Origin of the sequence: Cellulosimicrobium sp. PMB13 (assembly GCF_051294865.1) — a bacterium.
GTDB lineage: Bacteria > Actinomycetota > Actinomycetes > Actinomycetales > Cellulomonadaceae > Cellulosimicrobium.
The window spans coordinates 3214882-3236365 of record NZ_CP145910.1 but is presented as its reverse complement, the minus strand read 5'-3'; the positions used below and the strand labels follow the sequence as shown (position 1 = coordinate 3236365).

The window sequence follows — 21484 nt, the reverse complement described above, 5'->3', positions numbered from 1 at the left end:
CCTCGCCTCGACCGGTCGACGTGTGCCAGGGTCGTGCCCGTGCCTGATCTCATCGCCGAGCCCGACAGCGCCTCCCTGCCGACCCTCCCGGTCCTGCCCGGGTTCCACCCCGACCCGTCCGTCGTGCGGGTCGGGGACCTGTACTACCTCGCGTGCTCGAGCTTCGAGTACGCGCCGGGCGTGCCGGTCTTCCGCTCGCCCGACCTCGTCGCGTGGGAGCTGGTCGGCCACGCGCTCGACCGCCCGTCCCAGCTCGCGCTCGCGCAGGCCGGGCCGTCGGGCGGGATCTACGCCCCGACGCTGCGCCACCACGACGGCCGGTTCTGGCTCGTCACGACGAACGTGAACGACGGTCCCGGGCACCTGCTCGTCTCCGCGACCGACCCGGCCGGGCCGTGGTCCGAGCCGGTGCGCATCGACGCGGGCGGGATCGACCCGGACCTCGCCTGGGACGACGACGGGACGTGCTACCTCACGTGGTCCGACGGCGGGATCGTCCAGGCAGAGCTCGACCCGACGACCGGCGAGCTGCTCACCGCGCCGCGCACGGTGTGGCAGGGGACCGGCGGGCAGCACCCGGAGGGCCCGCACCTGTACCGGGTCGGGTCGTGGTGGTACCTGCTCATCGCCGAGGGCGGCACGGGGCACGGCCACGCCGTGACGGTCGCGCGGGGATCCACGCCGAGCGGGCCGTTCGAGGCGTGCCCGGACAACCCGGTGCTCACCGCCCGCGGGACGCGCAGCCCGGTGCAGAACACGGGTCACGCCGACCTCGTGCAGCGCCCCGACGGCTCGTGGGCCGCCGTCTTCCTCGGCGTCCGGCCCGACGGGAGGTTCCCCGGGTGGCACGTGCTCGGTCGTGAGACGTTCGCGGCCGAGGTCTCGTGGGTCGACGGCTGGCCCCGCGTGGGCCGTGCGCTGCAGCCGCACGCCACCCCGGCGGTCGAGAGCACCCTCGGGGACGTGCGCCTCCCGAGGGACTGGGTGGCTGCGAGCGCGTTCCCCGGCGACGTGCTCACGTGGTCCGACGGCGCGTGGCGGCTCGTGCCGCGGGCCGCCGACGACCGGTCGTTCGTGGGCCGCCGCCAGGAGCACCGGGTGTCGAGCGCCCGCGCGCGCGTGGACGCCTCCGAGGGCGTCGGCGGGCTCGAGCTGCGCGTCGACCCGGAGCACGCCGTGACGCTCGAGGTCGCGGGCGACGTCGTGCGCGTCGTCGCGCGGATCGGGCCGGCGGTCTCCGTCCTCGCGGAGGCGGTCACGACCACCGGTGCGGAGCTCGAGCTGCGCACCCAGGCGTCGACCGCGCACGAGTACAGCCACCGGCGCGGGCCGGACGAGGTCGTCGCGGTGCTGCACGGTGCGGACGGGCCGCGGGAGCTCGCGCGCGTGGACGGACGGTATCTGTCGACCGAGGTCGCGGGCGGCTTCACCGGGCGGATGGTCGGCCTCTCGTGCGCGAGCGGTCGGGTCACGGTCGAGGCCTTCAGGTACTCCGGCAGCGCGGAGCCCGCGCCCCTCGCCTGAGACGCTCGTCGATCGTGCTCGGCGACGCCGCTCGTGTGCGCGTCGTCGCCGGAGACGGCTCACCCCCCGTACCGGATCGGTACGGGGGGTGAGCCGCATCGGACAGGTCCTGCGCGGGGCCGGGGGACCGGCCCCGCGCAGGAGTGGTGCAGGGCGGTGCCGGGTCAGCAGGTGGGCGCCGGGTGGGCGACCTCCTCGACGCTCTCGCGGTCGCCGCCGTCCGCGGTGCGGGCGGTGACGGTCACAGTGCCCTCGGCGGGCGTCGTGCGGACGGCGAACGACTGGTAGGCGTTCTTGCCGGGCGCGACGGCCGCGAAGGTCTTCGACCCGTACGCCGTGGCGACCTCGATGTCGAGGGCGGCCTCGTCGTCGTTGGTCACGCGGACCGTGAGGTACGGCTTGCCCGCGAGGCAGCGCGTCTCGACGACGGCGGTCGTCGCCACGCCCTGCTCGACCTCGTCGCCCGCGATCCCGATCCACGAGAGGACCGGGGCCTCGGTGCCGCCGTCGCTCGCCACGGTGTACGACACGACGGTCTGCTCGGTGAGCGTGAACTCGCCCGAGAGCACCTGCGAGCGGCCGGAGCTGCCGTTGGGGAACGCGACCTTGCCCACGGGGACGGTGACGGCCTGGCCGTCGGAGCCCGTCCAGGAGACCGAGGTCTGCATGTTGCGGGCCTTGCCGCTGCCGACGTTCCACCACTCGGTGTGTCCCGAGGACACGGTGTACGTGCCGGCCGGGAGCGTGAACCGGTAGACGAGCGGCGTCGAGGCGCCGGCGGTGTACCAGCCGGTCTCGCGCATCTTGTCGTACGGCGTCTGGCCCAGCAGGCCCTTCGCCGAGTAGTTCGCGGCCCGGCCCCAGCCGGCGGCGTCGGACCAGAGGGCGTCCGGCTCGGCGTTGCGCAGCGCGCCGCCCTGCGCCTCGACGAAGCCCTTGACGGCGGGGAACGCGGTGGCCGCCGGGACGGCGGGCGCGTTCGCGTCGACGAAGTACTGCAGGCCGTCGGGGACGACCTCGACCTGCGCCGTGACGGCGAGCGCCTCGTTGCCCGTGAACGTCCCGGTGACGTTCACCAGGGCGTACGGGGTGTCGAACGCGCCCGCGGGCACGAACCACTCGACCGGGGCGTCGATCGTCGAGCCGGCCTGGGACGTCGCGCGGACCGTCTCCGGGAGCTCGGGGACGTCGCCCGCCGAGGTGGCGAGGCGTGCGACGGGCTCCGCCACGGTGACCGGGGTGGTCTCCGGGTCGGTGACGACCGGCGGCGCGCCGCCGACGAGCACGTCGACGCCGTCGAGCGTGAACGTGCCGCTGCGCACGGTGACCGTCACGGTGTGCGGCGTCGAGCCGTCGAGCCCGCGCTGCCAGTACGACGTCTGGCGGTCGCCGGTCGAGCCGACGTTCACCGTCCGCACGGGCTGGTCGTCGACCGCGACGTCGATCGTCGCGGCGCCGCTGGCGCCGAACAGGTTGAACCCGGTGCCGTCGACCTCGAACACCGCCGAGCGGCCCGTGGCGAGCACGTGCTGCGTGCGGTTGAGGTGCGCGTAGCCGGCCTGCGTGTAGGCGAAGCCGCCGGGGTAGGAGATGCGCGAGTCGGCGTCGTCGATCTTCACGGACTCCCACGCCTGGCCCTCGATCGGGGTGACGGCGAGGTCGTCGTACTGGGTGTTGTAGTACCCGCTGACGATCGAGATGCGGCCGGTGAGCACCGGGTTGGTGCTCGCGTCGACGTACCGCGCGAGCGGGGCGTCATCGAGCGTGACCGTGATGACGTTGTCGCGCGCCTCGACGGACAGCGAGTGCCACGCGTCGGCGTCGAAGCCGGCGATCGTGCCGGACGAGACGGCGGTGCCGAGCTTGCGCAGCTGCCACGTGCCGTCCGCGTAGACGCGGGCGGTGTACGTCGCGAGGTCCTCGCCCGTCGGGACGTGCTGGCGCACGCCGAGCCCGGCGTAGTTCGGCAGGCTCGCGTCGCGCACCTGCGTGTCGAGCCGGAAGTCGACCGACGCGGTGTAGCTCGCCCACGAGTGGTCGCCCAGCACGGTGGCCGGGGGAGCCGTGGACGGCCTGTTCTGCGCGTGGCTGCCCCACACGTCCCACGTGTAGCCGCGGTTCTCGGCGTGGATCTTCTGCACCATGACGTTGCCGCGCTCGCCGTCGCCCTCGACGACCTCGAACGCGCCGTTCTGGTCCGCCGTGTACCGCGGCGAGCCGCCGCGGCGCTCGACGTAGCCCATCTCGACGCCGTTCACGTCGGCGGTCGGGTAGCCCTCGTACTCGTAGTCGTCGGTGTACGGGAGCTCGAGCGCGGCGTCCTCGGCCGGCGAGGCGTAGTCGGCGCGGTCGTAGGCCGCGGTCGTGCCGTGCACGCCCTGGGCCAGCGTCGACAGCGTCTGGATCGAGTACGGCGCGATCTCGACCTGGTAGACGGCGTACTCGACGCCGTCCGTCGTCTCGGTGCGCACGGGCTCGACGTAGCCGGTCGGCCGCAGCCAGTTGGCGTCGTACTCCTCGCCGGCGTCCGGTCCGCGCGTCTCCCACACGGTGAGCGGACGCGGCTCGCCGAGGTTGGCGACCTTCACCTCGAAGTGGCGCGCGGTCTTCGTGTTGTTCGCGTGCACCTGCGTGAAGTCGGGCTCGCCGCCGTCCGCGGCGGGCGTGCGCAGCGTCATGTACGTCCGGGTCGAGGTGTCGACGTTGGTGCCGCCGTCACCCTTCGTCCCGTCGCCGTATGTGGCGCCCTCGACGTACTCCCAGCCCGACTCGGCGAACTGGTGGAAGTGGCGCACGAGCGCGACGCCGACGCCGCCCTCGTAGTAGCCGGACCACGGGTCCGACGCGCGGATGAGGTGCTTGGGCGAGTACTGCGTGCCCTCGTACATCGCGCTCACCGCGGGCTGGAAGAGGAACGACGTCATGTGCGCCGGGTTGTCGCCCGCTCCGCTCCAGCGGTAGGCGTTGATGAAGCGGTCGGCGATGTCGACGGCGCCCACGGTGCCGCCGATGCCGCCGCGCGCCGGGTCGGCCTCGACGCGGTACTCCGGGTCGATCATCGGGGCGACGCCCTCGGAGTACAGCACCTCCATGCCGAACTCCTTGTTGAGGCGCGTGAGGTTCGGCCCACCGGCGATGTCGTAGTGGTACCCGATCGCGTCGACCTGCTCGAGCGCCGCCGGGCTCGCGAGGATCGCCGCGGCGACCGGCTCGACGTTGCGGTACGTGTCGAGCGCGACGATCTTGATGTCGCCGTAGTCGTAGCGCGCGTCCTCGGCCTCGGCGTCCTCCTCGAGGCGCTCGGCGAAGTCCACCACCCACGCGAGCTCGGGCGCGATCGACGGCTGGTGGAAGCTCCCGCCCACCTCGTTCTGCGACGGGGACATGTAGTCGAACTCGACGCCGTACGTGTCGTACGCGGCGTCGATCGTCTCCTTGTACCACTGGTAGCGCAGGTCGGGGTCCGTCTTGGTCCACGACGGCTCGCCCCAGCGCAGCGCCTCGGTCTCGATGTCCGGGTTGATGGACAGCGCGTCGGCGATGAAGTGGAAGCCCGAGCCGCGCAGCACGTTCGCGGGCTCGTCGGCGCTGCGCTTCGTCGCGGGCTCGGTGCCCGACGACGTGTTGTTGTCCGCGCCGAGCTCGACCTTGATGTGCTTGAGCCCCGCACCCGTCTCCGGGTCGAAGATCAGGTGCATGATGCGCCAGTAGGCCTCGGGGTTCTCCTCCTTGTAGTCCAGCAGGAGGTTGCCCGTGTTGTTGCACGAGACGGAGCCGAAGCCGCCGAACACGTTGAACGGCGTCCCGTCCTCGCGGCGCTCGACGTCCTCGCCGTCGACGAGGATCTGCTGCCAGTCGATCGACGGGTCGTCGAAGCGCAGCTCGGGCAGGTCGGCCGGGAGCGCGCTGGTGGTCGACGGCGCGGCCGGGGCGGTCGGGGCCGACGCCGCGGGCGTCGCGGCGACGAGGCCGGTGACCGACAGCGCGAGCGCCGTCGTCACGGCGGTCGCCGCGCGGGCGCGACCGGTCGGCCCGCCGGGTGGGGCGTGGAGTCTCATGGTGTGCCTTCCTGTCGCCGGCACCGGCGACATGGTGCGGGGTGGTGGGGGGAGGCTCAGCCGCAGTGCGCGGCGGAGGCGGTGAGGTCGTGCTCGGTCGTGACCGTGCGGCTGTCGACGTCGGCGCTCGCCGTCACGGTGACGGTCACCGCGTCGGTGCTCGCCTGCCGGGTCGCGAACGACTGGTACGCGTTCTTCCCCGGCGCGACGTCGGCCACGGTCCGCGTGCCGAACGGCGTCGTGAGGGTGACGTCGACGGGCACCTCGTCGTCGTTCGTCGCACGGACCGCGACGTAGGCCTTGCCGGCGAGGCAGCGGACCTCGGCCTGGACGGCGACCGCGAGCTCCGGGTCGACCGGCTCCTCGCCGGGGACCGTGCCCGCCACGGAGAGTTCGCTGATCTTCAGGTAGGAGCCCGGGGTGTCGAACGTCAGGCGCAGCGCGTCGGACACGACCGCGTCGAAGCCGACCGTCGTGAGCGTGCCGTTCGCGGCGGGCGCGACGGCGCTCGCGGTGGTGGGGCGCCACACGCCGTCGGCGTCGCGGTACTCGACGCCGACGCCCGTGATCGTGCCCTCGGTGTTGGTGAGGCGCACGGCGTCCAGGCGCCACTGCTCGGCCGCGGCGACCGTGAACGTCACGCGGTCCTTCTTGCCGGTGCCGCCCGCCCACGTGGACCACGCGGTCGAGGGGTTGCCGTCGCACGCGAACGACGCCGGCATGGTGCCGTACTCGGTCTGGTGGAACGACGCGCTCACGGTCGTACCGGGCTCGCGGCACACGTCCGCCGGGCCGTCGACCTGTACGGTCGCGGTGACGTACCGCCCGGCGAGTGGGCCGTCCCCGGCCACGTGCCCGACGAGCGTGTGCGTGCCCCGCGTGGCGAACGCGGCGTCGAGGCTCGCGGTGCTCCAGTCGGCGGTGAGGTCGTCGTACCGCTCGCCGTCGACGGTGACGTCGAACGTCGGGTCGAAGGCGTCGCGGTCGTCGACGTGGGCGGTGAACTCGAGCGGGGTGACCGGCTCGAGCGGGTGGAACAGCGTCGTGTTCGCGGGGTCCCACGCGCCGACGTTCTCGACGGTCACGCGACCGTCCTTCACCTGGATGGGTGCCCACACGTAGCGCGAGCGCTCGCCCGCCGAGCCGTTGGCCTCGGTGATCCAGCGGTCGCCCATGTACGCGAAGCGGCCGGCCTCCTGGTCGATCGCGATGACGAACGTGGGCTGGGAGTCGAAGCACTCGACCGGGTCGGCGGTCCCGACGCCCGTGCGCGCGGCGTCGCCGACGCACGGGTTCCCGAGCCGCTCCCACTGGCCGGTGGACGGGTGGCGGTCGTTGTCGCCGACGACGGCCTCCGTGGGCGTGATCATCGAGCGCGACCGGTACGCGACGACGGGCGTCGAGGCCCAGCCGTCGGTGCCCGACGTGAGCATGTAGTACCAGCCGTCGTGCTTGAACACGCTCGACGCCTCGCGCGAGAAATCGGGCAGCACGCGGTTCGAGAAGTCCTCGCCCAGGGCGGCGTCGCTGCCCGTCTCGAGCGGCCCCGTGTACTCGGCGTTGAGCCGGGACACGTACATCCACTTGTTCATCTCGGACGAGTAGACGGCGTAGGCGTCGTCGGCGACCGGGTCGACCGTGTGCTCGTCGGTGTCCTGGAAGATCGTCATGTCGCGCGAGTCACCCTCGCGGCCCGCGTTCGGCACGCCCGGCGCCCAGTTCATCTTCGTCGTGTTGACGAGCTTGAACGGACCCCACGGGGTGTCCGACGTCGCGAAGCCGATCTCCGCGCGCGAGTACCGGGACCCGACGTTCTGGTTCGCCGGGTCGCCGCCCCCGCGCACCCAGCTCACGAGGTCGGCGTTGTCGGCCAGCGGCCCGTCCGCGTGGTAGATGATGACGAACTTCTTCGTCTTCGCGTTCCAGAGCATCTTGGGACGCTCCATGATGTTGATGTTGCCGTTGAGGCGGTACGAGGCGTTCGCGAGCGCGGCCTCGTCGTACGTCGCGGCGACGCCGGCGTCCTCGTCGGCCCACGTCTCGACGTAGGGCGCGACGAACGCCTTGGCGGCGTCGATCTGCGCCTGCGTCGAGGTCGCGTCGGGCGCGGTCTTGTTCGCCACGGCCTGCAGCGCGTCGACCTTCGCCGGGTCGACCTCGACGGCCGTGCCCGCCGCGTTGACGCGCAGCGTGAAGTGCTGGTGGCTCGGGAGCACCCGGCCCATGTCGTGCCACGTGGTGAGGTCGGTCGACCAGTAGCCGCGCACGCCGTCCACGGGGCGCGTCGCGTGCGTCTTGTCCTCCCCGTACCAGAGGTGGACCTCCTGGTCGGTCGTCCCGTCACCGGTGATGTCGAGGCCGACCTCCTCCTCGTGGACGGTGACGACCGAGCCGCCGTGGGCCTTGATCGCGTTGCCGTCGACGTCGTTCCAGACCGAGCCGTCCGGTGCCGGGACCGTGCCCGACGGCGCAGCGGCGGGCAGGGCTGTCGTGCCGGTCGCGTCCGTGGTCGCGGCGGTGGGCGAGGTCGCGGAGGTGGCTGAGGTCGCGGGTGCGGCGACCGCCCCGAGCGAGCCGCCCAGGACGAGGGCGGTCGCGGCGGCGAGGGTCGGTGCGAGGCGTCGACGATGACGCGGGGGTGCGGAGGTCGGGTGGTGCGAGCGGTGGGCGGGTCCGGCGGCAGCGTCGGGCACGAGGATCTCCTTCGATCATCCGCTCTGCCCGCGACGATCTTCCATGATCGTTTATGTTTGTTCACGAGCAGCAGCGTTCGTTCGTGTCCGAAAGTATGTTCTGCCTCACCGACCGTCAACCGAGTGGCGCGACCTGAACCGAAACGAACACGTCGCAGCGATCAGAGGCGGACGTGAACCGCTGAGGTCTAGGCGTGGTCCGAGGGGGTGTTCTCGGCAGTGGGGTGTGTGTGCGTGGCGTCCCAGCTGGCGAGGAGCGCGAGTGCGTCGTGCGTGGGGGAGCCCGGTGCGGCGGAATAGGCGACGAGCTGTGCACCGCGGTCGGTGGTGAGGTCCATCGACTCGTAGTCGAGGTCGAGGTCGCCGACGACGGGGTGGGAGATCGACTTCACCCCGGCGCGGTGGTCGCGCACGTCGTGAGAGGCCCACAGGGTGCGGAAGGGGTCGCTGCGGGTCGCGAGCTCGCCGACGCGGTCGCTCAGTCCGCGGTCGTGCGGCGAGCGGCCGGCCTCGACGCGCAGGATGGCGACGGTCTGGTGTGCGGCGCCGTCCCAGTCGCGGTAGAAGCCCTCGGCTCGGGGGTCGAGGAAGACGAAGCGAGCGAAGTTTGCCGGACGCTGGGGCAGGACGTACATCTCGGAGAACACGGCGAGCCCGAGCCGGTTGATGGCGATGATGTCGAGGCGGCCGTTCTGCACGAACGCGGGCACGCCGGACATGGCGTCGAGGAGCTGCTGCACGCCGGGACGCACCTGCTGTGCTCTCGCGCGCGGGCGCCGGCGTGCCGGTCGGGCGCCGTCGTTGGCGGCGCGTACGAGGTCGTGCAGGTGGGAGCGTTCGGCCTCGTCGAGCTGCAGGGCCCGGCTGATGCCCTCGAGCACGGACTCGGAGACGCCGGTGGCGTTGCCACGCTCGAGGCGCACGTAGTACTCGACGCTCATCCCGGCCATGAGCGCGACCTCTTCGCGACGAAGCCCGGGAACGCGTCGGCGACCGCCGAAGTCGGGAAGGCCGACGTCGGCGGGGGTGAGCCTGCCCCGTCTGGTGGTCAGGAACTCGCGGAGGTCGCTCCGGATGTCCATGACTCGGAGCGTACGTCGGCCGCGTCGACCCGAGGGAGGTACGGGCAGTGACCCTATAGAGCGGGTCTGTCTGCCGACCTGGGCGCGGAGCTTGACTGGGCCTCACCCGCCGTCTGCGTCCACCCGACGGCACACGACCACTCAGGAGCAGCAGATGAAGAACGCACGTCTCGGAGACCTCGAGGTCTCCCGCATCGGCCTCGGCGCGATGACCATGGCCGGCACCTACACCTCCGAAGGTGCCCTCGACGACGCCGAGTCGATCCGCACCATCCACCGCGCCCTCGACCTCGGTGTCACGCACATCGACACCGCCGAGATCTACGGGCCGTTCCTCAGCGAGGAGATCGTCGGAAGCGCCCTCAAGGGCCACCGTGACGACGTCGTGATCGCCACCAAGTTCGGGCTCTTCGACCACACCACCGGGCACGGCGACACCAACAGCAGCCCCGAGAACGTCAGGGCCGCCGTCGAAGGCTCGCTCACCCGGCTCGGCACCGACCGCATCGACCTCTACTACCAGCACCGCGTCGACCCCCGCACCCCGATCGAGGAGACCGCGGGCGCCGTCGCCGAGCTCATCGCCGAGGGCAAGGTCCTGCACTTCGGCCTCTCCGAAGCGTCCGCGCAGACGATCCGTCGTGCGCACGCCGTGCAGCCCCTCACGGCCCTCCAGACCGAGTACTCGCTGTGGACCCGCGACGTGGAGAGCGAGATCCTGCCGCTCCTGCGCGAGCTCGGCATCGGCTTCGTCCCCTACTCACCCCTCGGCCACGGCCTGCTCACCGGGCAGATCCGCACGGTCGAGGACTTCGCCGACGACGACTGGCGCAAGACCAACCCCCGGTTCACCGGCGAGAACTTCCGCCGCAACCTCGCGATAGTCGACGAAGTACGCGCCATCGGCGCCGAGATCGGCGCCACACCCGCCCAGACCGCTCTCGCCTGGATCCTCACCCGAGGCCAGGACATCGCCCCCATCCCCGGCACCCGCCGTGTCACGCGGGTCGAGGAGAACACCGCCGCCGACGCCGTCGAGCTGACCGACGACCAGATCCAGCGCCTGAGCTCGCTCGAACCAGCCGCCGGCGCCCGACACGACGAGGCCAACATGGCCTCGATCGACCGCTAGGAACACCAGAATGGCGTGATGCTCAGCACCCGCCGCGCCCGTCATGAGCGCGTGTCCGCGTCGCTCGCCGCTCTCGACGACGACGGGTCGGCGGCGCTTCTCCGCGCCGCGCCCACCGGTGCCGTGGGCGTGGGCGGCGGCGCCACGGTGCTCGACGTCGACGGAGTCCCGGTGTTCGTCAAGCGCATCCCGATCACCGACCGGGAGCTGGCGCACCCGCGCAGCACCGCGAATCTGTTCGACCTGCCCATGTCCTGCCAGTACGGCATGCATCCCTTCGCCGGCCCGGGCTTCGGTGCGTGGCGCGAGCTAGCGGCGAACGAGATCGTCACCGAGGGCGTGCTCGTCGGTGAGGCGGAGTCCTTCGCGCTGCTGCACCACTGGCGCGTGCTGCCGGGGCGCCCGCCCGTCGCGGCCGAGCACTCGGACGTCGAGGCGGTCGTCGCGCAGTTCGGCGGCGACCCGGCGGTGCGGACCCGGTTCGAGGAGCTGTCCGACGCGACCTCCAGCCTCGTGCTCTTCATGGAGCACCTGCCGGACCGGCTGCCCGACTGGCTGGACGATCCGGCGGCCCGAGCCGAGCGGCTCGAGGATCAGCTGTTCGAGGCCGTCGAGTTCCTGCGCCGCCGCGACCTGCTGCACCTGGACGGGCATTTCGGCAACATGCGGGCCGACGACGAGCGGATCTATCTCGTGGACTTCGGGCTCGCCACGTCGCCGCGGTTCGACCTGTCCGACGCCGAGCAAGCCTTCGTCGCCCGCAACGTGAACCACGATGCCGACTACGCGGCGATGCGCCTGGTGAACTGGCTGGTCACCACGGTGTGCGGGGTGCCGATGCCGGTCAGCGGCGGTCCGGTGGCTCGCAACGAGTACGTCCGTCGATGCGCGCACGGAGAGATCCCAACCGACGTGCCGGCGCCGGTGGCGGGCATCCTCGCGCGGCACGCTCCCGCCGCGGCGCGGATGAACGACTTCTGCTGGCGTCTGGTCGGCGGTGACATCCACGCGCAGTACGGCGACGACCGGCCCTGAGGGACCGGCCGTCGCCGTGCTGCGTTGTGCGGAAGCTCAGCCCAGCGGGCCGTACAGCGGCGGAGCCGTGCGGGCCTGCGTCGCCTGCTCGAGCGCGTACGCCAGACCGAGCAGCGGACCCTCGTCGAAGTCCCGACCGAGCAGCTCGAGATTGACGCCGGCGCCGGGGATCGCCTCGGTCGCGGACGCCTGACCCATCGGCACGGTCACGGCGGGCATCCCCGTGTTGGGGCTGAGCCGCAGGTTCGTGCCGATCGTGCCGTAGGGGTTGCCGCTCGGGTAGACGAGGGCGTCGAGCTCGAGCTCGTCGAGCATCCCGGTGACGAGCGTCTTGCCCTCGGCCAGCACCTTGGTGTGCGTACCCTCGGGGCCGGCCCACGCCTGGTACGTCTCCTCGGTGATCGCCCCGCGGGACACGTAGGTGCTGCGGCGCGACGGGACGTAGCGCCCCGAGTCGACGATCTGCGACAGCGTGCGGGCCTCGACCGCGGGGGAGAGGTGGTTCGCGACGTACGCGTCGAGGTCGTGCTTGAACTCGTTCGTCGAGCCGGAGCCCTCGCCCACGACGCTCGCGAAGCCGCGCGGCAGCACGTCGGAGTACGAAGTCGGCGGGGTGACCTCGACGACCGTCGCGCCGAGCGACTCGAGCGTCGCGCGGGTCTCGGCCCACAGGCGGACCGTGGTCGCGTTGGTGCCGATCATCGACGGGACGTACCCGATGCGGGCGCCGTCGAGCGCGTCGGCGTCGAGGTACTGCGTGTACGACGCCGGGACCTCGCCCTGCTGGCGCGACGTCACCGGGTCGGCCGGGTCGACGCCCACGACCGCGTCGAGCGCGACGGCCGCGTCGGTGACGCTGCGCGTCATCGGGCCACCCGTGTCCTGGCTCAGCGCGAGCGGGATGATGCCGTCGCGGGACGCGAGGCCGATCGTCGGGCGCACGCCGACGAGCTGGTTGTACGACGACGGCACACGGATGGAGCCGCCCGTGTCGGTGCCGAACCCGATGCCGGCGAGGTTGGCCGAGATGGCTGCCCCGGTACCGCCGCTCGACCCGCCGGCGGTGCGGCTCGTCGAGTAGGGGCTCGCGACGTACGTCGCGGAGCCGGCCGCCTGGAAGGACGAGAACTGCGACTCGAAGCCGAACGCGAACTCGTCGAGGCTGGCCTTGGCGAGGAGCACGGCGCCGTCGGCCCGGAGACCGTCGACCATCGCGGCGTCGGTCGCAGTCTGGTTGGCGTCCCAGCACCCGCAGCCGCCCGTCGTCGGCATGTCCTTCGTGTCGTAGTTGTCCTTCACAGCGACCGGCACGCCGAGCAGCATGCTCGTCATGCCCTGCGACGCGCGCACCGCGTCGGCCTGCTTCGCGGCGTCGAGCGCGACCGTGCTCGTCGTGACGATCGACGCGAGCGGGCGGCCGCCGGCGCCCGTGTCGACGAGCGTGCGGTCGTAGGCCGCGATGCGGTCGAGGTACTCCTGGGTGATCTCGACGGACGTCGTCACGCCCGCGTTCATCGCGGCCTGCATGTCCACGACGGACGCCTCGACGAGCTCGAACGGCCCGTCGTCGTAGACGATGCGCTGCGAGACGGCGGCGAGGTCCGCGACCGTGAGGGCGCCGTCCGCGTCGGTGTCGACGAGCGCGACGTCCTTCCAGCCCTCGTCCTGCGCGGTCAGGCCGAGGTTCGCCGCGACGACCGCGAGGTCGTCCGCCGTCACCTGGAGGTCACCCGTGAGGTCGAGCTCGGTGTAGTACGGCGCGAGGAACGTGCCGGGTGTGGCGGGCGCGGGGGCACCGGTCGCGGTCGGGGCAGCGGCCAGGCCGACGACCAGGCCGGTGAGCGTCAGCGCGGCGACGCCCCCTGCCGCGCGGCGGTGCGTGAGGGTCACGGGTCGGTCCTTCCGGGGGTGGTGCGCGGAGACGGTCGTGGCGGTGTGCGTGCTCATCGGGACGCCACCGCCCGACGGCGCGCCACGAGGATCCCGACACCGGTCGCGACCGCGAGCAGCGCGCCGGCGACGATCGCCGCGACGCTCGCGCCCGTCGAGGCGAGCGGGCCGCCCGTGCCGCCGCCGCCCGTGCCGCCGGTGCCGGACGTCGTGGGCGACGTCGGGTCGGAGGTCGCGTCGTCGTCCGTGGGGCCGGTCGTGCCCGGGTCGGTGGGTGGCGTCGTCTCGCCCGGCTCGTCGGTGGGGACCGGCACGGCCGTGATGGTCGTGTTCGCCGTGCCGGCGTCCTCGAGCGTGACGGTCTCCTCGTCGGTTCCGACGAGCGTGACGACGGGGACGTCGAACGCGGCGTCGCCCGCGGCGAGAGCCGTGAACGTCAGCGCCGCGAGCGTGACGTTGCCCTCCAGGCCCGGCGAGGTGCCGAGACGCGTGGACGCGACGGCGACCGTCCCGGCGCCGTCGTCCGTCGCGTCGGAGAACCCGCCGTCGGGCGTGACGGCGCTGTCCTCGACGTACTCGACGAGCTCCGGGTCGTACGCGACCGCGAGGTCGTAGGCGTAGAGGTCGGCGGCGCCCGTGACGGCGACGGTCACCTCGATCGGCTCGCCGGCCTCGACGGTGGCGGGCGCGTCGACGGTGACGTCGGCGACGGACGGCGCGGCCTGGGCCACCTGGGCCGTGAGCAGGCTCGCGGCGAGCGTCAGGCCGCCGACGAGCGTGGCGCGTCGTCGTGCCCGACGGCGCGTGGGGGTGTGGGTCATGGGGGAGCGGTTCCTTCCTCGGGCGGCGCGGGCGCATCTGTCCCCGGGGTCCTGAGGGGGTGCCCTGCCGCCAGCGATGCTCACAGGACCCTGTTTCCCGGTCGTTTCCGGCGCGTTAGCGCAAACACGCACGTGGGTCTCGGTTCTGCTTCACCCGGTGCCGCGTGGCGCGGGTCGGCCGTTTCGCGGTGCCGTCGCGGCGGCTAGGGTGACGGCCATCACAGCACGAGGCGAGAACCGAGGTGACGGCGTGATCGAGATCGTCTTCCGGATGCGGGACTGGCACTCCGTCGACGGAACGCTGGACAACACCGGGGCGACCGAGCGCGTGGGAGGAGACGAGGCGCTCGCCGCGTCCGCGGGCCGGCTGAGGGAGGCCGGCTGGGCAGCGGCCGCCCGGCACCCGAGCAGGCGGCCCGAGTGGGGCTGGCCGCCGGAGGACGACGAGCTCGCCGTGACGCTCGACCGGACCGACTGGGAGCTGGTCGTCCACGAGCTCCGGCGCTGGGCGGAGATCACCGCGCTGCGGTCAGGCGACGACGCACGGGACGAGGCAGCGACGCAGCGCCGGGTCGCGCAGCTGATCGAGCGTCGGCTCGACGGCGGAGCAGCTTCCACCCAGCCCGCGCCGTCGGGCGGGTCGACAGGACCGGCCCCGTCGACCGAACCGGCATCGTGAGCACTTGATGATGTCCGTGACGTGGCCGCAGGCTCTGGCCTGGCGGCTGGTACGGCAGTTCCTCGACCCCGTGGGCGACGAGCCGGTCTCCGGCGTCGTGCGCCGGCTTGGCGCGGTGCCCGCCGCGGCGGACGCCGAGCTCGCGATCCGCCTGCGGCAGACGACGTCGCAGCCCGGCGAGGTGTCGCGTGCGCTGGCCGACGGAGAGCTGCTCGCCGTCTACGCGTTCCGCGGCGCGACACACCTCGTGACCCCCGAGGACGGCGGCGCCTACCTCGCGCTGCGCGCCGCCGGCCGGATGTGGGAGCGCGCGAGCTGGCGCGAGTACTACCGCCTCGAGCCGGAGGACTGGCCGCGGCTGCGCGAGCTCGTCCGTGAGGCCCTGAGCGACGGACCGCTGACGCGGGCCGAGCTCGGCGACGCCGTCACGCGCGACGCCGCGTACGCCCACCTGGGGCAGGCGTTCGCCGACCCGGCGCACACGGTCCTCAAGCCGTTCGTGTGGCAGGGCGACATGAGCTTCGGGCCGTCGCGCGGCCAGGAGCCCACGTTCCGGCGGCTCGACACCAACCCGCGCTGGACGCCGTGGCCCGACCTCGACGAGGCGGGTCGCCACGCGGTCCTCGCGTACGTCGGTACCTACGGGCCGGCCACCGAGGCGCACGTCCAGTACTGGCTCGGCGAGGGCCTCGGCGCCGGTCGCGCCCGCGTCCGCCGGTGGTGGGTGGAGCTCGCCGAGCGGTTCGCCGAGGTCGACGTCGAGGGCGAGCCCGCGACGGTGCTGCGCGAGCACGCCGACGCCCTCGCCGAGGCGCAGCCGTCGACGAGCGTGCGTCTCCTCCCGGGACACGACCAGTGGGTGCTCGGCCCGGGCACGGCCGACGCGCACGTCGTGCCGCCGGAGCATCGCCAGGCCGTGAGCCGCGGGGCGAACCTCGTCGTGGCCGGCGGCGTCGCGGGCACGTGGGCTGTGTCCGGCGACGAGGTCACGGTGACGTGGTTCGACGGCGCCGGGCCGGCCGTCGAGGCGACGGCGCCCGGGGCGCTCGCGGACGAGGTCGGGCGGCTCGGTACTCTTCTCGACCGTCCGCTGCGGCTTCGTCCGCGAATGGACTGAGGCGTCAGGCGTAGGGAGCGGCTGTCGTCCACCGGAGGCGCGGCTTCCACGGCATGGCGAGAAGAAGTCCGACCAAGCCCTCGGCAGTGTCCTCGCGGACCGAACCGTCCGGCATGGGGACGCGGTAGGAGCGCACCCCCCGTCCTGTGCCGACCTCGATCCTCCCCTCGACGGCCGCGGCGATGATCGCCTCGACCACGTCGACGCTGGCCTGCTCACGGGGCAGCTCCCAGCCGGGAGCACCGCCGAGACTGACGACGACACCGTCGGCGTCGTGCATCACCCAGACCTCCACCGTGCCCTCCGACGGCGAGCTCACCGTGAACCCTTCGACACCACCTTCGTCGTGGGGCGGGCAGACGCTTCCGCGGCCGGTCAGCCGCTCCTGCAACCGGGCCGCCAGGGCGCGGAGCGCAGCAGTGGTCTCGTCGAGCGGCAACGCCTGCGGGGCCTTCATGGGGGCAGAGTCTTCCACGGCGACACCGCGCTCCCTGCCGGGTTAACCGTCCGAACGTGCGCTCGATCTGTCACCCTTCCTCCGTGAGGTCACGAGGGACGGCTGCCAGCTTCATGGCGCGCGATGGCGCCAGTGCTGACGAGAGACAAGCACTCTGCCGCGCGGTGCTGCACGTGCTCCAAGACCGGCTGACCTCCATCGATGTCGACGTGTACTCGGACGACCCGTGGCCACCCGACGTCGAGTGGGCGGTGGCGGAGCTCTCCGACCGCGCCGTCGAGCAGCGTGGCCGGTTCGCGAAGCGGTTCGGCTGGGCGCCGAGCGTCACGGTCCGGCTCGACCCGAGCGCCGACCGCGACCTCGACCTGGCCGCGGCGATCGCGCCGTACACGATCGCGATGACGGGAATCGCCACGAACGGAGGCGTCGTCGTGTCGGCGGCCGACACCGGCAGCTCGTTCGTCGTCGAGCTCACGCCCACGGAGCATGCGGCGGTCCTCGCCCGTCTCGCAGAGCTCGGCGTGGGCCCAGACGTGCTGGTCGTGTTTGAGAACTGAGGGCAGGACGCAGCGTCGATGACGGCGCGGGCACGGTCCTGTACGGTCCGGCATGAGACCGGGTCGACCGGTGACGAACACCCGGGAGGCCATCGTGGCGCGAGGACGGGCCGCACGGGGCGACACCGCGCCTTCCTCCGAGTTCTGGCGCCTCGTCGCACTCGGCCACGGACGGTGCGACGCAGACGCCCTCGTGCCTCTGCAGCTCGCCTTCGACCAGCCGTCCGAGCGCCCGGCGCGCGCGTTCGCCCGTGACTTCGCCCGGGCCGTGGAGGCCTTGAACACTCCGGCGCACGCGGCACAGCTCGTGCGCGACGAGTCGGAACCGCTCGACAGTCCGCTCCTTCCCATGTCGGACGACGTCTTCCTCTCCGCGCGCTGCGCGGTCATTGCCGCGGGTCGAGAGGAGTGGGAGAGGGTGGTTGCTGACCCGGCGGCTCTCTCCGGCCGCTGGCGCGTCGCCGACGGCGAGCTGTTCTTCGCGGTCGTCCACGACATCGCCCTGGACGCCGGAGAGAACGCGCTGGACGAGCTCGCGGCTTCTTTGGCCCAGCCGGACGACTCGTGGCTCGGCGGTGGTGGCGGGCATGACGTGGGCGTACCCGTCCCGGCGGCGTACCGCTGGGCCGAGCTCGAGCTCGGGGAGGCGCTCGCTGCGAGCGACGCATGGCGCGCTTGGTGGTCGGCCTCGGGGCGTGGCCGGCTCGACCTCCTTCCCTTCGTGAGCCCTGACGTATCCGACGTCGTCCGGCTTCGACGCCGTCGCTGCTCCTACGAGCTCGCGATGACGATCGACAGTGCGGGGATGCACGGGGAGGACCCGCAGCGGCTCGCCGACCTCGCCGTAGCCCACCTGCGGGTCCAGATCGAGGCAGTCCGGGAACGCCTGCATCTCCCGCCGACTCCGCCGTGGCCGGAGCTGCCACCGGTTCCAGACGACCTGTCGTGCTTCGAGGGGGAAGACCCGGTGACGCCCGAGGAAGTTGGCGAGGCGCTTGCCGAGCTGGGCATGGGACAGGAGTTCATCGACTCCGTCGTGCGCGCCACGAGGTGGTCCTAGCCCCGCACACCGGAGGCCAGTCCGGCATCGTGGGGCAGCGCCGGCTCACTCCCGGGCCACAGGTGTGTCCGGGTGGAGAATGCTCGTATGGCGACGGCAGGGTCGGCGCCGGCCGAAGGCGACGACGTCGCGCGTCTGACGGACGCGCAGCGTGCCTTGCGCGCGCAGATCCTCGCGACGGAGCACTGGAGTCTTCTCGCGTCGCGTTCGACGACGCAGAGCGAGGTGCTGACGCGCATCGCGATCTTCCTCACTCTCGTCTCGGCGGGGGTCTTCGGGCTGGGAGTGCTCGGCAACGCGACGAGCTTTCGGGGCGGGTTCGCGGCCGTCGCGATCGGCGTGCTGCTCCTGCTGTCCCTGCTCGGCGGCGTGACGCAGCTCCGCGTGTTCGCCACGGCAGAGGAGGACCTAGCCCACGTGCTCGCGATGAACCGGCTGCGCGGCGCGTACGTCGACCTCGACCCGGGCGTCGAGCGGTACTTCCTCATGTCGGCCGCCGACGACCTGGCCGGTGCCAACCGTACGTACTTCCCGTTCGCGTCGCGGGACCGGACGCAGATGCTCGCGAGCTCGATGATGCTCATCCTCGTCGTCGAGTCGGTGCTCGTCGGGCTCCTGTGGGGAAGCGTCGTGTGGGCGCTCACCGACGCCGCGGGGTGGGCGATCGCCGTCGGCGTCGTGGCCGCGGTGGCCAGCTTCGTGCTGTGGTTTCTGCGCGGTTACCGGAGCTACCGGGCGCTGTGGCGCCGGCATGTTCCGCTGCGCCACAGCGACCCGCCGGCCGGCACCGCGCCGGCGGGTACGCCGTGACCGCTCAGCAGGTGAGCGCCGGGTGGGCGACCGTCTCCGACCCCTCACGGTCGTCGTCGCCGTCCCGCGAGGTGATCGTCACCGTGCCCGCGGTAAGGCCGTCGCGCGCGGCGAACGCCTGGTAGCCGTTCGACCCCGCTGCCACGGCCGTGAAGGTCTTGCTCCCGTACGCGGTGGCGACCTCGACGTCGAGCGGCACGTCCTCGTCGTTCGTCACGCGGACGGCGAGGTACGGGCGGCCCGCGAGGCACCGCGGCTCGACCTCGGCGGTGATCGCCGGGGTGGCCCACGCCGGGCTGACGAAGATCGTGTACGAGGCCGAGGTGTCCGGGGAGACGCCGTTGCTCGCCGTGATCGTGAAGCGGTACGCGAGCGCCGTCGTCGCCGTACCGCTGATCTCGCCGGTCGCCCCGTCGAGGGTCAACCCGGGAGGCAGCGTGCCGCGCGTGACGGCGAACGTCGGCGCGGGGTACCCGGACGCCGTGAGCGTGAAGGAGTACGGCTCGCCGACGACGGTCCCGCCCGGCGCGCCGGACGTGATCACGGGCGAGCCCGCGGAGGCGAGCATCTCGAGCGGGATCGAGGCGGCGATGGCCTCCTGACCGGCGACGTTCGCGTGGACGCCGTCGCCCGTGTCGTACGCGGGGAGGATCGAGTTCGGGTTAGCCGGGTCGCGCAGCACGGCGTCGAAGTCCACGACGCCGTCGCACGTGCCGCTGCAGTTCCCGCCCTCGCGGACGAACGCGTTGACCGACGACCGGTACTCGTTCATGAGGGCGGTGTAGCCGGGACGCGGGGTGATGGGCGTGACGTAGACCTTGATCCCGGCGTCGCGCAGGCGCTCGAAGATCTGCCGGTAGCTCGCGAGGATCGCGGCGTCCGAGCAGCCGTTCGCCAGGTCGTTGGTGCCGTAGTAGAAGATCACGCCCGTCACGCCGCTGAGCGCGAGGACGTCACGGTCGAGCCGGGAGACGCCGTCGAGGCCGCCGCTCCCGCACGCGGGCGAGCTCGTGGTGCCGCTGATGCCCTCGTTGACGACGGCGACCTGCTGGGACGGGGGGAGCTCGTCGACGACGCGGCGCGCGAGCTCGTCGGTCCAGCGACGGTCCTGCCCGAACGCGTCGCAGCCCGGGCCGCAGTTCTCGCTCCCGACGCCGTCGACGACCGAGCTGCCGTACGCGACGATCGTCCCGGCGAGATCCGTGTTGTAGACGTCGACGGCGCTGACGAAGTACGTCCACGGCAGGTTCTCGGTGAACGACGCGCCCGAGACCTCGGCGTTGCGGTTGCCGGAGCCGATGGCTGCGCCGTAGTTGTTGCGCCCCGCCCGGTCGTGCAGGCTCGCGACGGTCGGCCGCGCGAGGAAGAACGTCACGGCGAGCTCCTGCTGCGCCGTCGTCCCGATGCTCGTCGGGTCGCTCCACACCTCGCCGCCCACGGGGATCGTCACGCTCTCGGCCCCGTCGAACGTCAGCACGCGGCTCGTCCCGTCGACGATCGCCGGGCCGCCCGCGCTCAGCGCGAGCGACGTCTGGTCGATGACGAGGGGACGCGTCCCGTACTGGTTCTGCAGGCGGATCCGCACCGCGTCGCCGCCCTGCGTGAGCCGCGTGATCATGCGCATGGACTGGTTGTCGAAGTTCTTCCCCGACACGCGCTGCTGCGACTGCGCCCAGCTGGTGAACCAGCCCTCGTCGTCGTGCGTGTCGGCCGCCGGGGCGACGGTCTCGTGCGTGACGACCGTGGGCGACGCCACGGTCGCGTTCTGGATCGTCGGCGTCGGCGTGGCTGACGCGGTGGCAGCGGTGGCACCACCGCCGAGAACGACGGCGACCGCCGTGACGAGGGCGGTCAGCAGTCTGCGGGAGCGATGCGGCGTCATCGAGGCACCTGGATTCCTGGCGAGTCCCACGCGACGGACGGTCGGACGTCGTCGTCCGCGCGAGCCTCACCATCGAGGTTGATAGCGTTGTCAGCGGCGACGGTAGCACCGAGACGCCCACAGTTCGAGCGCTCCTGGAGGGTGTGTGACCAGCGACGATCCTGCGTTCCACCTCGCTCTGGACGAGATCCGCGCCGTCACGGGCTTCGCCGCGCGGTGCGCGCTGACTGTGCTGCCGCTCTACGAGCGTGACGCCCCGGGCGACGCCGTCCCGCGCGAGGCGATCGATGTCGCGCTCGCGTTCGCTGCGGGGGAGCGGCGGACGAACGCCCTGCGCGTGGGCGCTGTCGATGCTCTGCGTTCGGCGAAATCGGCCGGCGCACCAACGGCGGAGCACGCAGCCAGCGCAGCAGGCCACGCGTCCGGTGCGGCTTACCTCCATCCGCTCGCGCAGGCGACGCAGGTGCGGCACATCCTCGGCTCGGCCGCGCACGCCGCCCGTGCCGCGGAGCTGGACGCCGGCGACGACCCTCGGGTCGGCGCCCGGGAGATCGAGCGGGCGCGAGAAGGCGCACCGGTCACCGTGGTCGACGTGCTCCGTCGGTACCCCGCGGCTCCCGACGGCGGGGGCCGCGTCGGAGAGTTGTTGCGGCTGCTCGACGCCGCGCTGCGTCGCTGACACGGGCC

General features: G+C 72.6%; 16 protein-coding genes. 9 read left to right on the top strand and 7 right to left on the bottom strand.

Features of this window, described 5'->3' with window-relative positions; translation table 11 throughout:
• Positions 1-39 precede the first annotated feature (39 nt).
• Positions 40-1524, top strand: a complete 1485-nt coding sequence (locus tag V5D56_RS14595; protein ID WP_435736020.1) for a family 43 glycosylhydrolase — start codon at positions 40-42, stop codon at positions 1522-1524.
• 164 nt (positions 1525-1688) lie between these two features.
• On the opposite strand, the gene V5D56_RS14590 is transcribed toward V5D56_RS14595, so the two are convergent.
• The 3 genes from V5D56_RS14590 to V5D56_RS14580 all read right to left on the bottom strand — a co-directional run bounded on the left by V5D56_RS14590 (position 1689) and on the right by V5D56_RS14580 (position 9357).
• Entirely contained in the window at positions 1689-5582 is a 3894-nt protein-coding gene (locus V5D56_RS14590) for a hypothetical protein (protein ID WP_435736019.1), read from the bottom strand.
• Between the two features lie 56 nt (positions 5583-5638).
• Entirely contained in the window at positions 5639-8275 is a 2637-nt protein-coding gene (locus V5D56_RS14585) for a glycoside hydrolase family 43 protein (protein ID WP_435736018.1), read from the bottom strand.
• A gap of 188 nt (positions 8276-8463) precedes the next feature.
• Positions 8464-9357 (bottom strand): helix-turn-helix domain-containing protein, encoded by an 894-nt coding sequence (locus tag V5D56_RS14580; RefSeq protein WP_435736017.1) that lies wholly within the window; start codon positions 9355-9357, stop codon positions 8464-8466.
• Between the two features lie 154 nt (positions 9358-9511).
• Here V5D56_RS14580 and V5D56_RS14575 point away from each other — a divergent pair, with 154 nt between their 5' ends.
• Together V5D56_RS14575 and V5D56_RS14570 are read left to right on the top strand one after the other, a co-directional pair.
• Positions 9512-10489, top strand: a complete 978-nt coding sequence (locus V5D56_RS14575) for an aldo/keto reductase (RefSeq protein WP_435736016.1) — start codon at positions 9512-9514, stop codon at positions 10487-10489.
• A 171-nt stretch (positions 10490-10660) separates the two neighbouring features.
• Positions 10661-11524: a serine/threonine protein phosphatase gene (locus tag V5D56_RS14570; RefSeq protein WP_435736015.1), complete on the top strand. Its 864-nt coding sequence runs from the start codon at positions 10661-10663 to the stop codon at positions 11522-11524.
• A gap of 36 nt (positions 11525-11560) precedes the next feature.
• On the opposite strand, the gene V5D56_RS14565 is transcribed toward V5D56_RS14570, so the two are convergent.
• Together V5D56_RS14565 and V5D56_RS14560 are read right to left on the bottom strand one after the other, a co-directional pair.
• Positions 11561-13414 (bottom strand): amidase family protein, encoded by a 1854-nt coding sequence (locus V5D56_RS14565; protein WP_435736014.1) that lies wholly within the window; start codon positions 13412-13414, stop codon positions 11561-11563.
• Between the two features lie 53 nt (positions 13415-13467).
• Positions 13468-14235, bottom strand: a complete 768-nt coding sequence (locus V5D56_RS14560; RefSeq protein WP_435736013.1) for a cohesin domain-containing protein — start codon at positions 14233-14235, stop codon at positions 13468-13470.
• 250 nt (positions 14236-14485) lie between these two features.
• Between V5D56_RS14560 and V5D56_RS14555 the strand changes: the two genes are divergently transcribed.
• Together V5D56_RS14555 and V5D56_RS14550 are read left to right on the top strand one after the other, a co-directional pair.
• Positions 14486-14914, top strand: a complete 429-nt coding sequence (locus V5D56_RS14555) for a hypothetical protein (protein WP_435736012.1) — start codon at positions 14486-14488, stop codon at positions 14912-14914.
• A gap of 7 nt (positions 14915-14921) precedes the next feature.
• Positions 14922-16031, top strand: coding sequence for a DNA glycosylase AlkZ-like family protein (locus V5D56_RS14550; RefSeq protein ID WP_435736011.1), 1110 nt, complete (start codon positions 14922-14924; stop codon positions 16029-16031).
• A 4-nt stretch (positions 16032-16035) separates the two neighbouring features.
• On the opposite strand, the gene V5D56_RS14545 is transcribed toward V5D56_RS14550, so the two are convergent.
• Positions 16036-16488: a hypothetical protein gene (locus V5D56_RS14545; protein WP_435736010.1), complete on the bottom strand. Its 453-nt coding sequence runs from the start codon at positions 16486-16488 to the stop codon at positions 16036-16038.
• A 173-nt stretch (positions 16489-16661) separates the two neighbouring features.
• Here V5D56_RS14545 and V5D56_RS14540 point away from each other — a divergent pair, with 173 nt between their 5' ends.
• From V5D56_RS14540 to V5D56_RS14530, 3 genes are all read left to right on the top strand, one after another.
• The gene (locus V5D56_RS14540) at positions 16662-17045 is read left to right on the top strand and encodes a hypothetical protein (RefSeq protein WP_435736009.1); all 384 of its coding nucleotides are present in this window, start codon (positions 16662-16664) and stop codon (positions 17043-17045) included.
• Between the two features lie 52 nt (positions 17046-17097).
• Positions 17098-18105: a DUF4240 domain-containing protein gene (locus tag V5D56_RS14535; RefSeq protein WP_435736008.1), complete on the top strand. Its 1008-nt coding sequence runs from the start codon at positions 17098-17100 to the stop codon at positions 18103-18105.
• Positions 18106-18192: 87 nt separating this feature from the next.
• Entirely contained in the window at positions 18193-18915 is a 723-nt protein-coding gene (locus V5D56_RS14530; protein ID WP_435736007.1) for a hypothetical protein, read from the top strand.
• 4 nt (positions 18916-18919) lie between these two features.
• Here V5D56_RS14530 and V5D56_RS14525 read toward each other — a convergent pair whose 3' ends face one another.
• A complete protein-coding gene (locus tag V5D56_RS14525; protein WP_435736006.1) occupies positions 18920-20797 on the bottom strand; it encodes a GDSL-type esterase/lipase family protein in 1878 nt (625 codons plus the stop codon).
• Between the two features lie 145 nt (positions 20798-20942).
• Here V5D56_RS14525 and V5D56_RS14520 point away from each other — a divergent pair, with 145 nt between their 5' ends.
• The gene (locus V5D56_RS14520) at positions 20943-21476 is read left to right on the top strand and encodes a putative immunity protein (RefSeq protein WP_435736005.1); all 534 of its coding nucleotides are present in this window, start codon (positions 20943-20945) and stop codon (positions 21474-21476) included.
• The last annotated feature ends 8 nt before the right edge of the window (positions 21477-21484 follow it).

What these genes read in the sequence shown, in the direction of transcription:
- V5D56_RS14535 (WP_435736008.1), top strand. Translation starts at nt 17,098, where the DNA reads ATGAGACCGGGTCGACCGGTGACGAACACCCGGGAGGCCATCGTGGCG.
- V5D56_RS14525 (WP_435736006.1), bottom strand. Translation starts at nt 20,797, where the DNA reads ATGACGCCGCATCGCTCCCGCAGACTGCTGACCGCCCTCGTCACGGCG.
- V5D56_RS14545 (WP_435736010.1), bottom strand. Translation starts at nt 16,488, where the DNA reads ATGAAGGCCCCGCAGGCGTTGCCGCTCGACGAGACCACTGCTGCGCTC.
- V5D56_RS14560 (WP_435736013.1), bottom strand. Translation starts at nt 14,235, where the DNA reads ATGACCCACACCCCCACGCGCCGTCGGGCACGACGACGCGCCACGCTC.
- V5D56_RS14575 (WP_435736016.1), top strand. Translation starts at nt 9,512, where the DNA reads ATGAAGAACGCACGTCTCGGAGACCTCGAGGTCTCCCGCATCGGCCTC.
- V5D56_RS14580 (WP_435736017.1), bottom strand. Translation starts at nt 9,357, where the DNA reads ATGGACATCCGGAGCGACCTCCGCGAGTTCCTGACCACCAGACGGGGC.
- V5D56_RS14530 (WP_435736007.1), top strand. Translation starts at nt 18,193, where the DNA reads ATGGCGACGGCAGGGTCGGCGCCGGCCGAAGGCGACGACGTCGCGCGT.
- V5D56_RS14550 (WP_435736011.1), top strand. Translation starts at nt 14,922, where the DNA reads ATGATGTCCGTGACGTGGCCGCAGGCTCTGGCCTGGCGGCTGGTACGG.
- V5D56_RS14590 (WP_435736019.1), bottom strand. Translation starts at nt 5,582, where the DNA reads ATGAGACTCCACGCCCCACCCGGCGGGCCGACCGGTCGCGCCCGCGCG.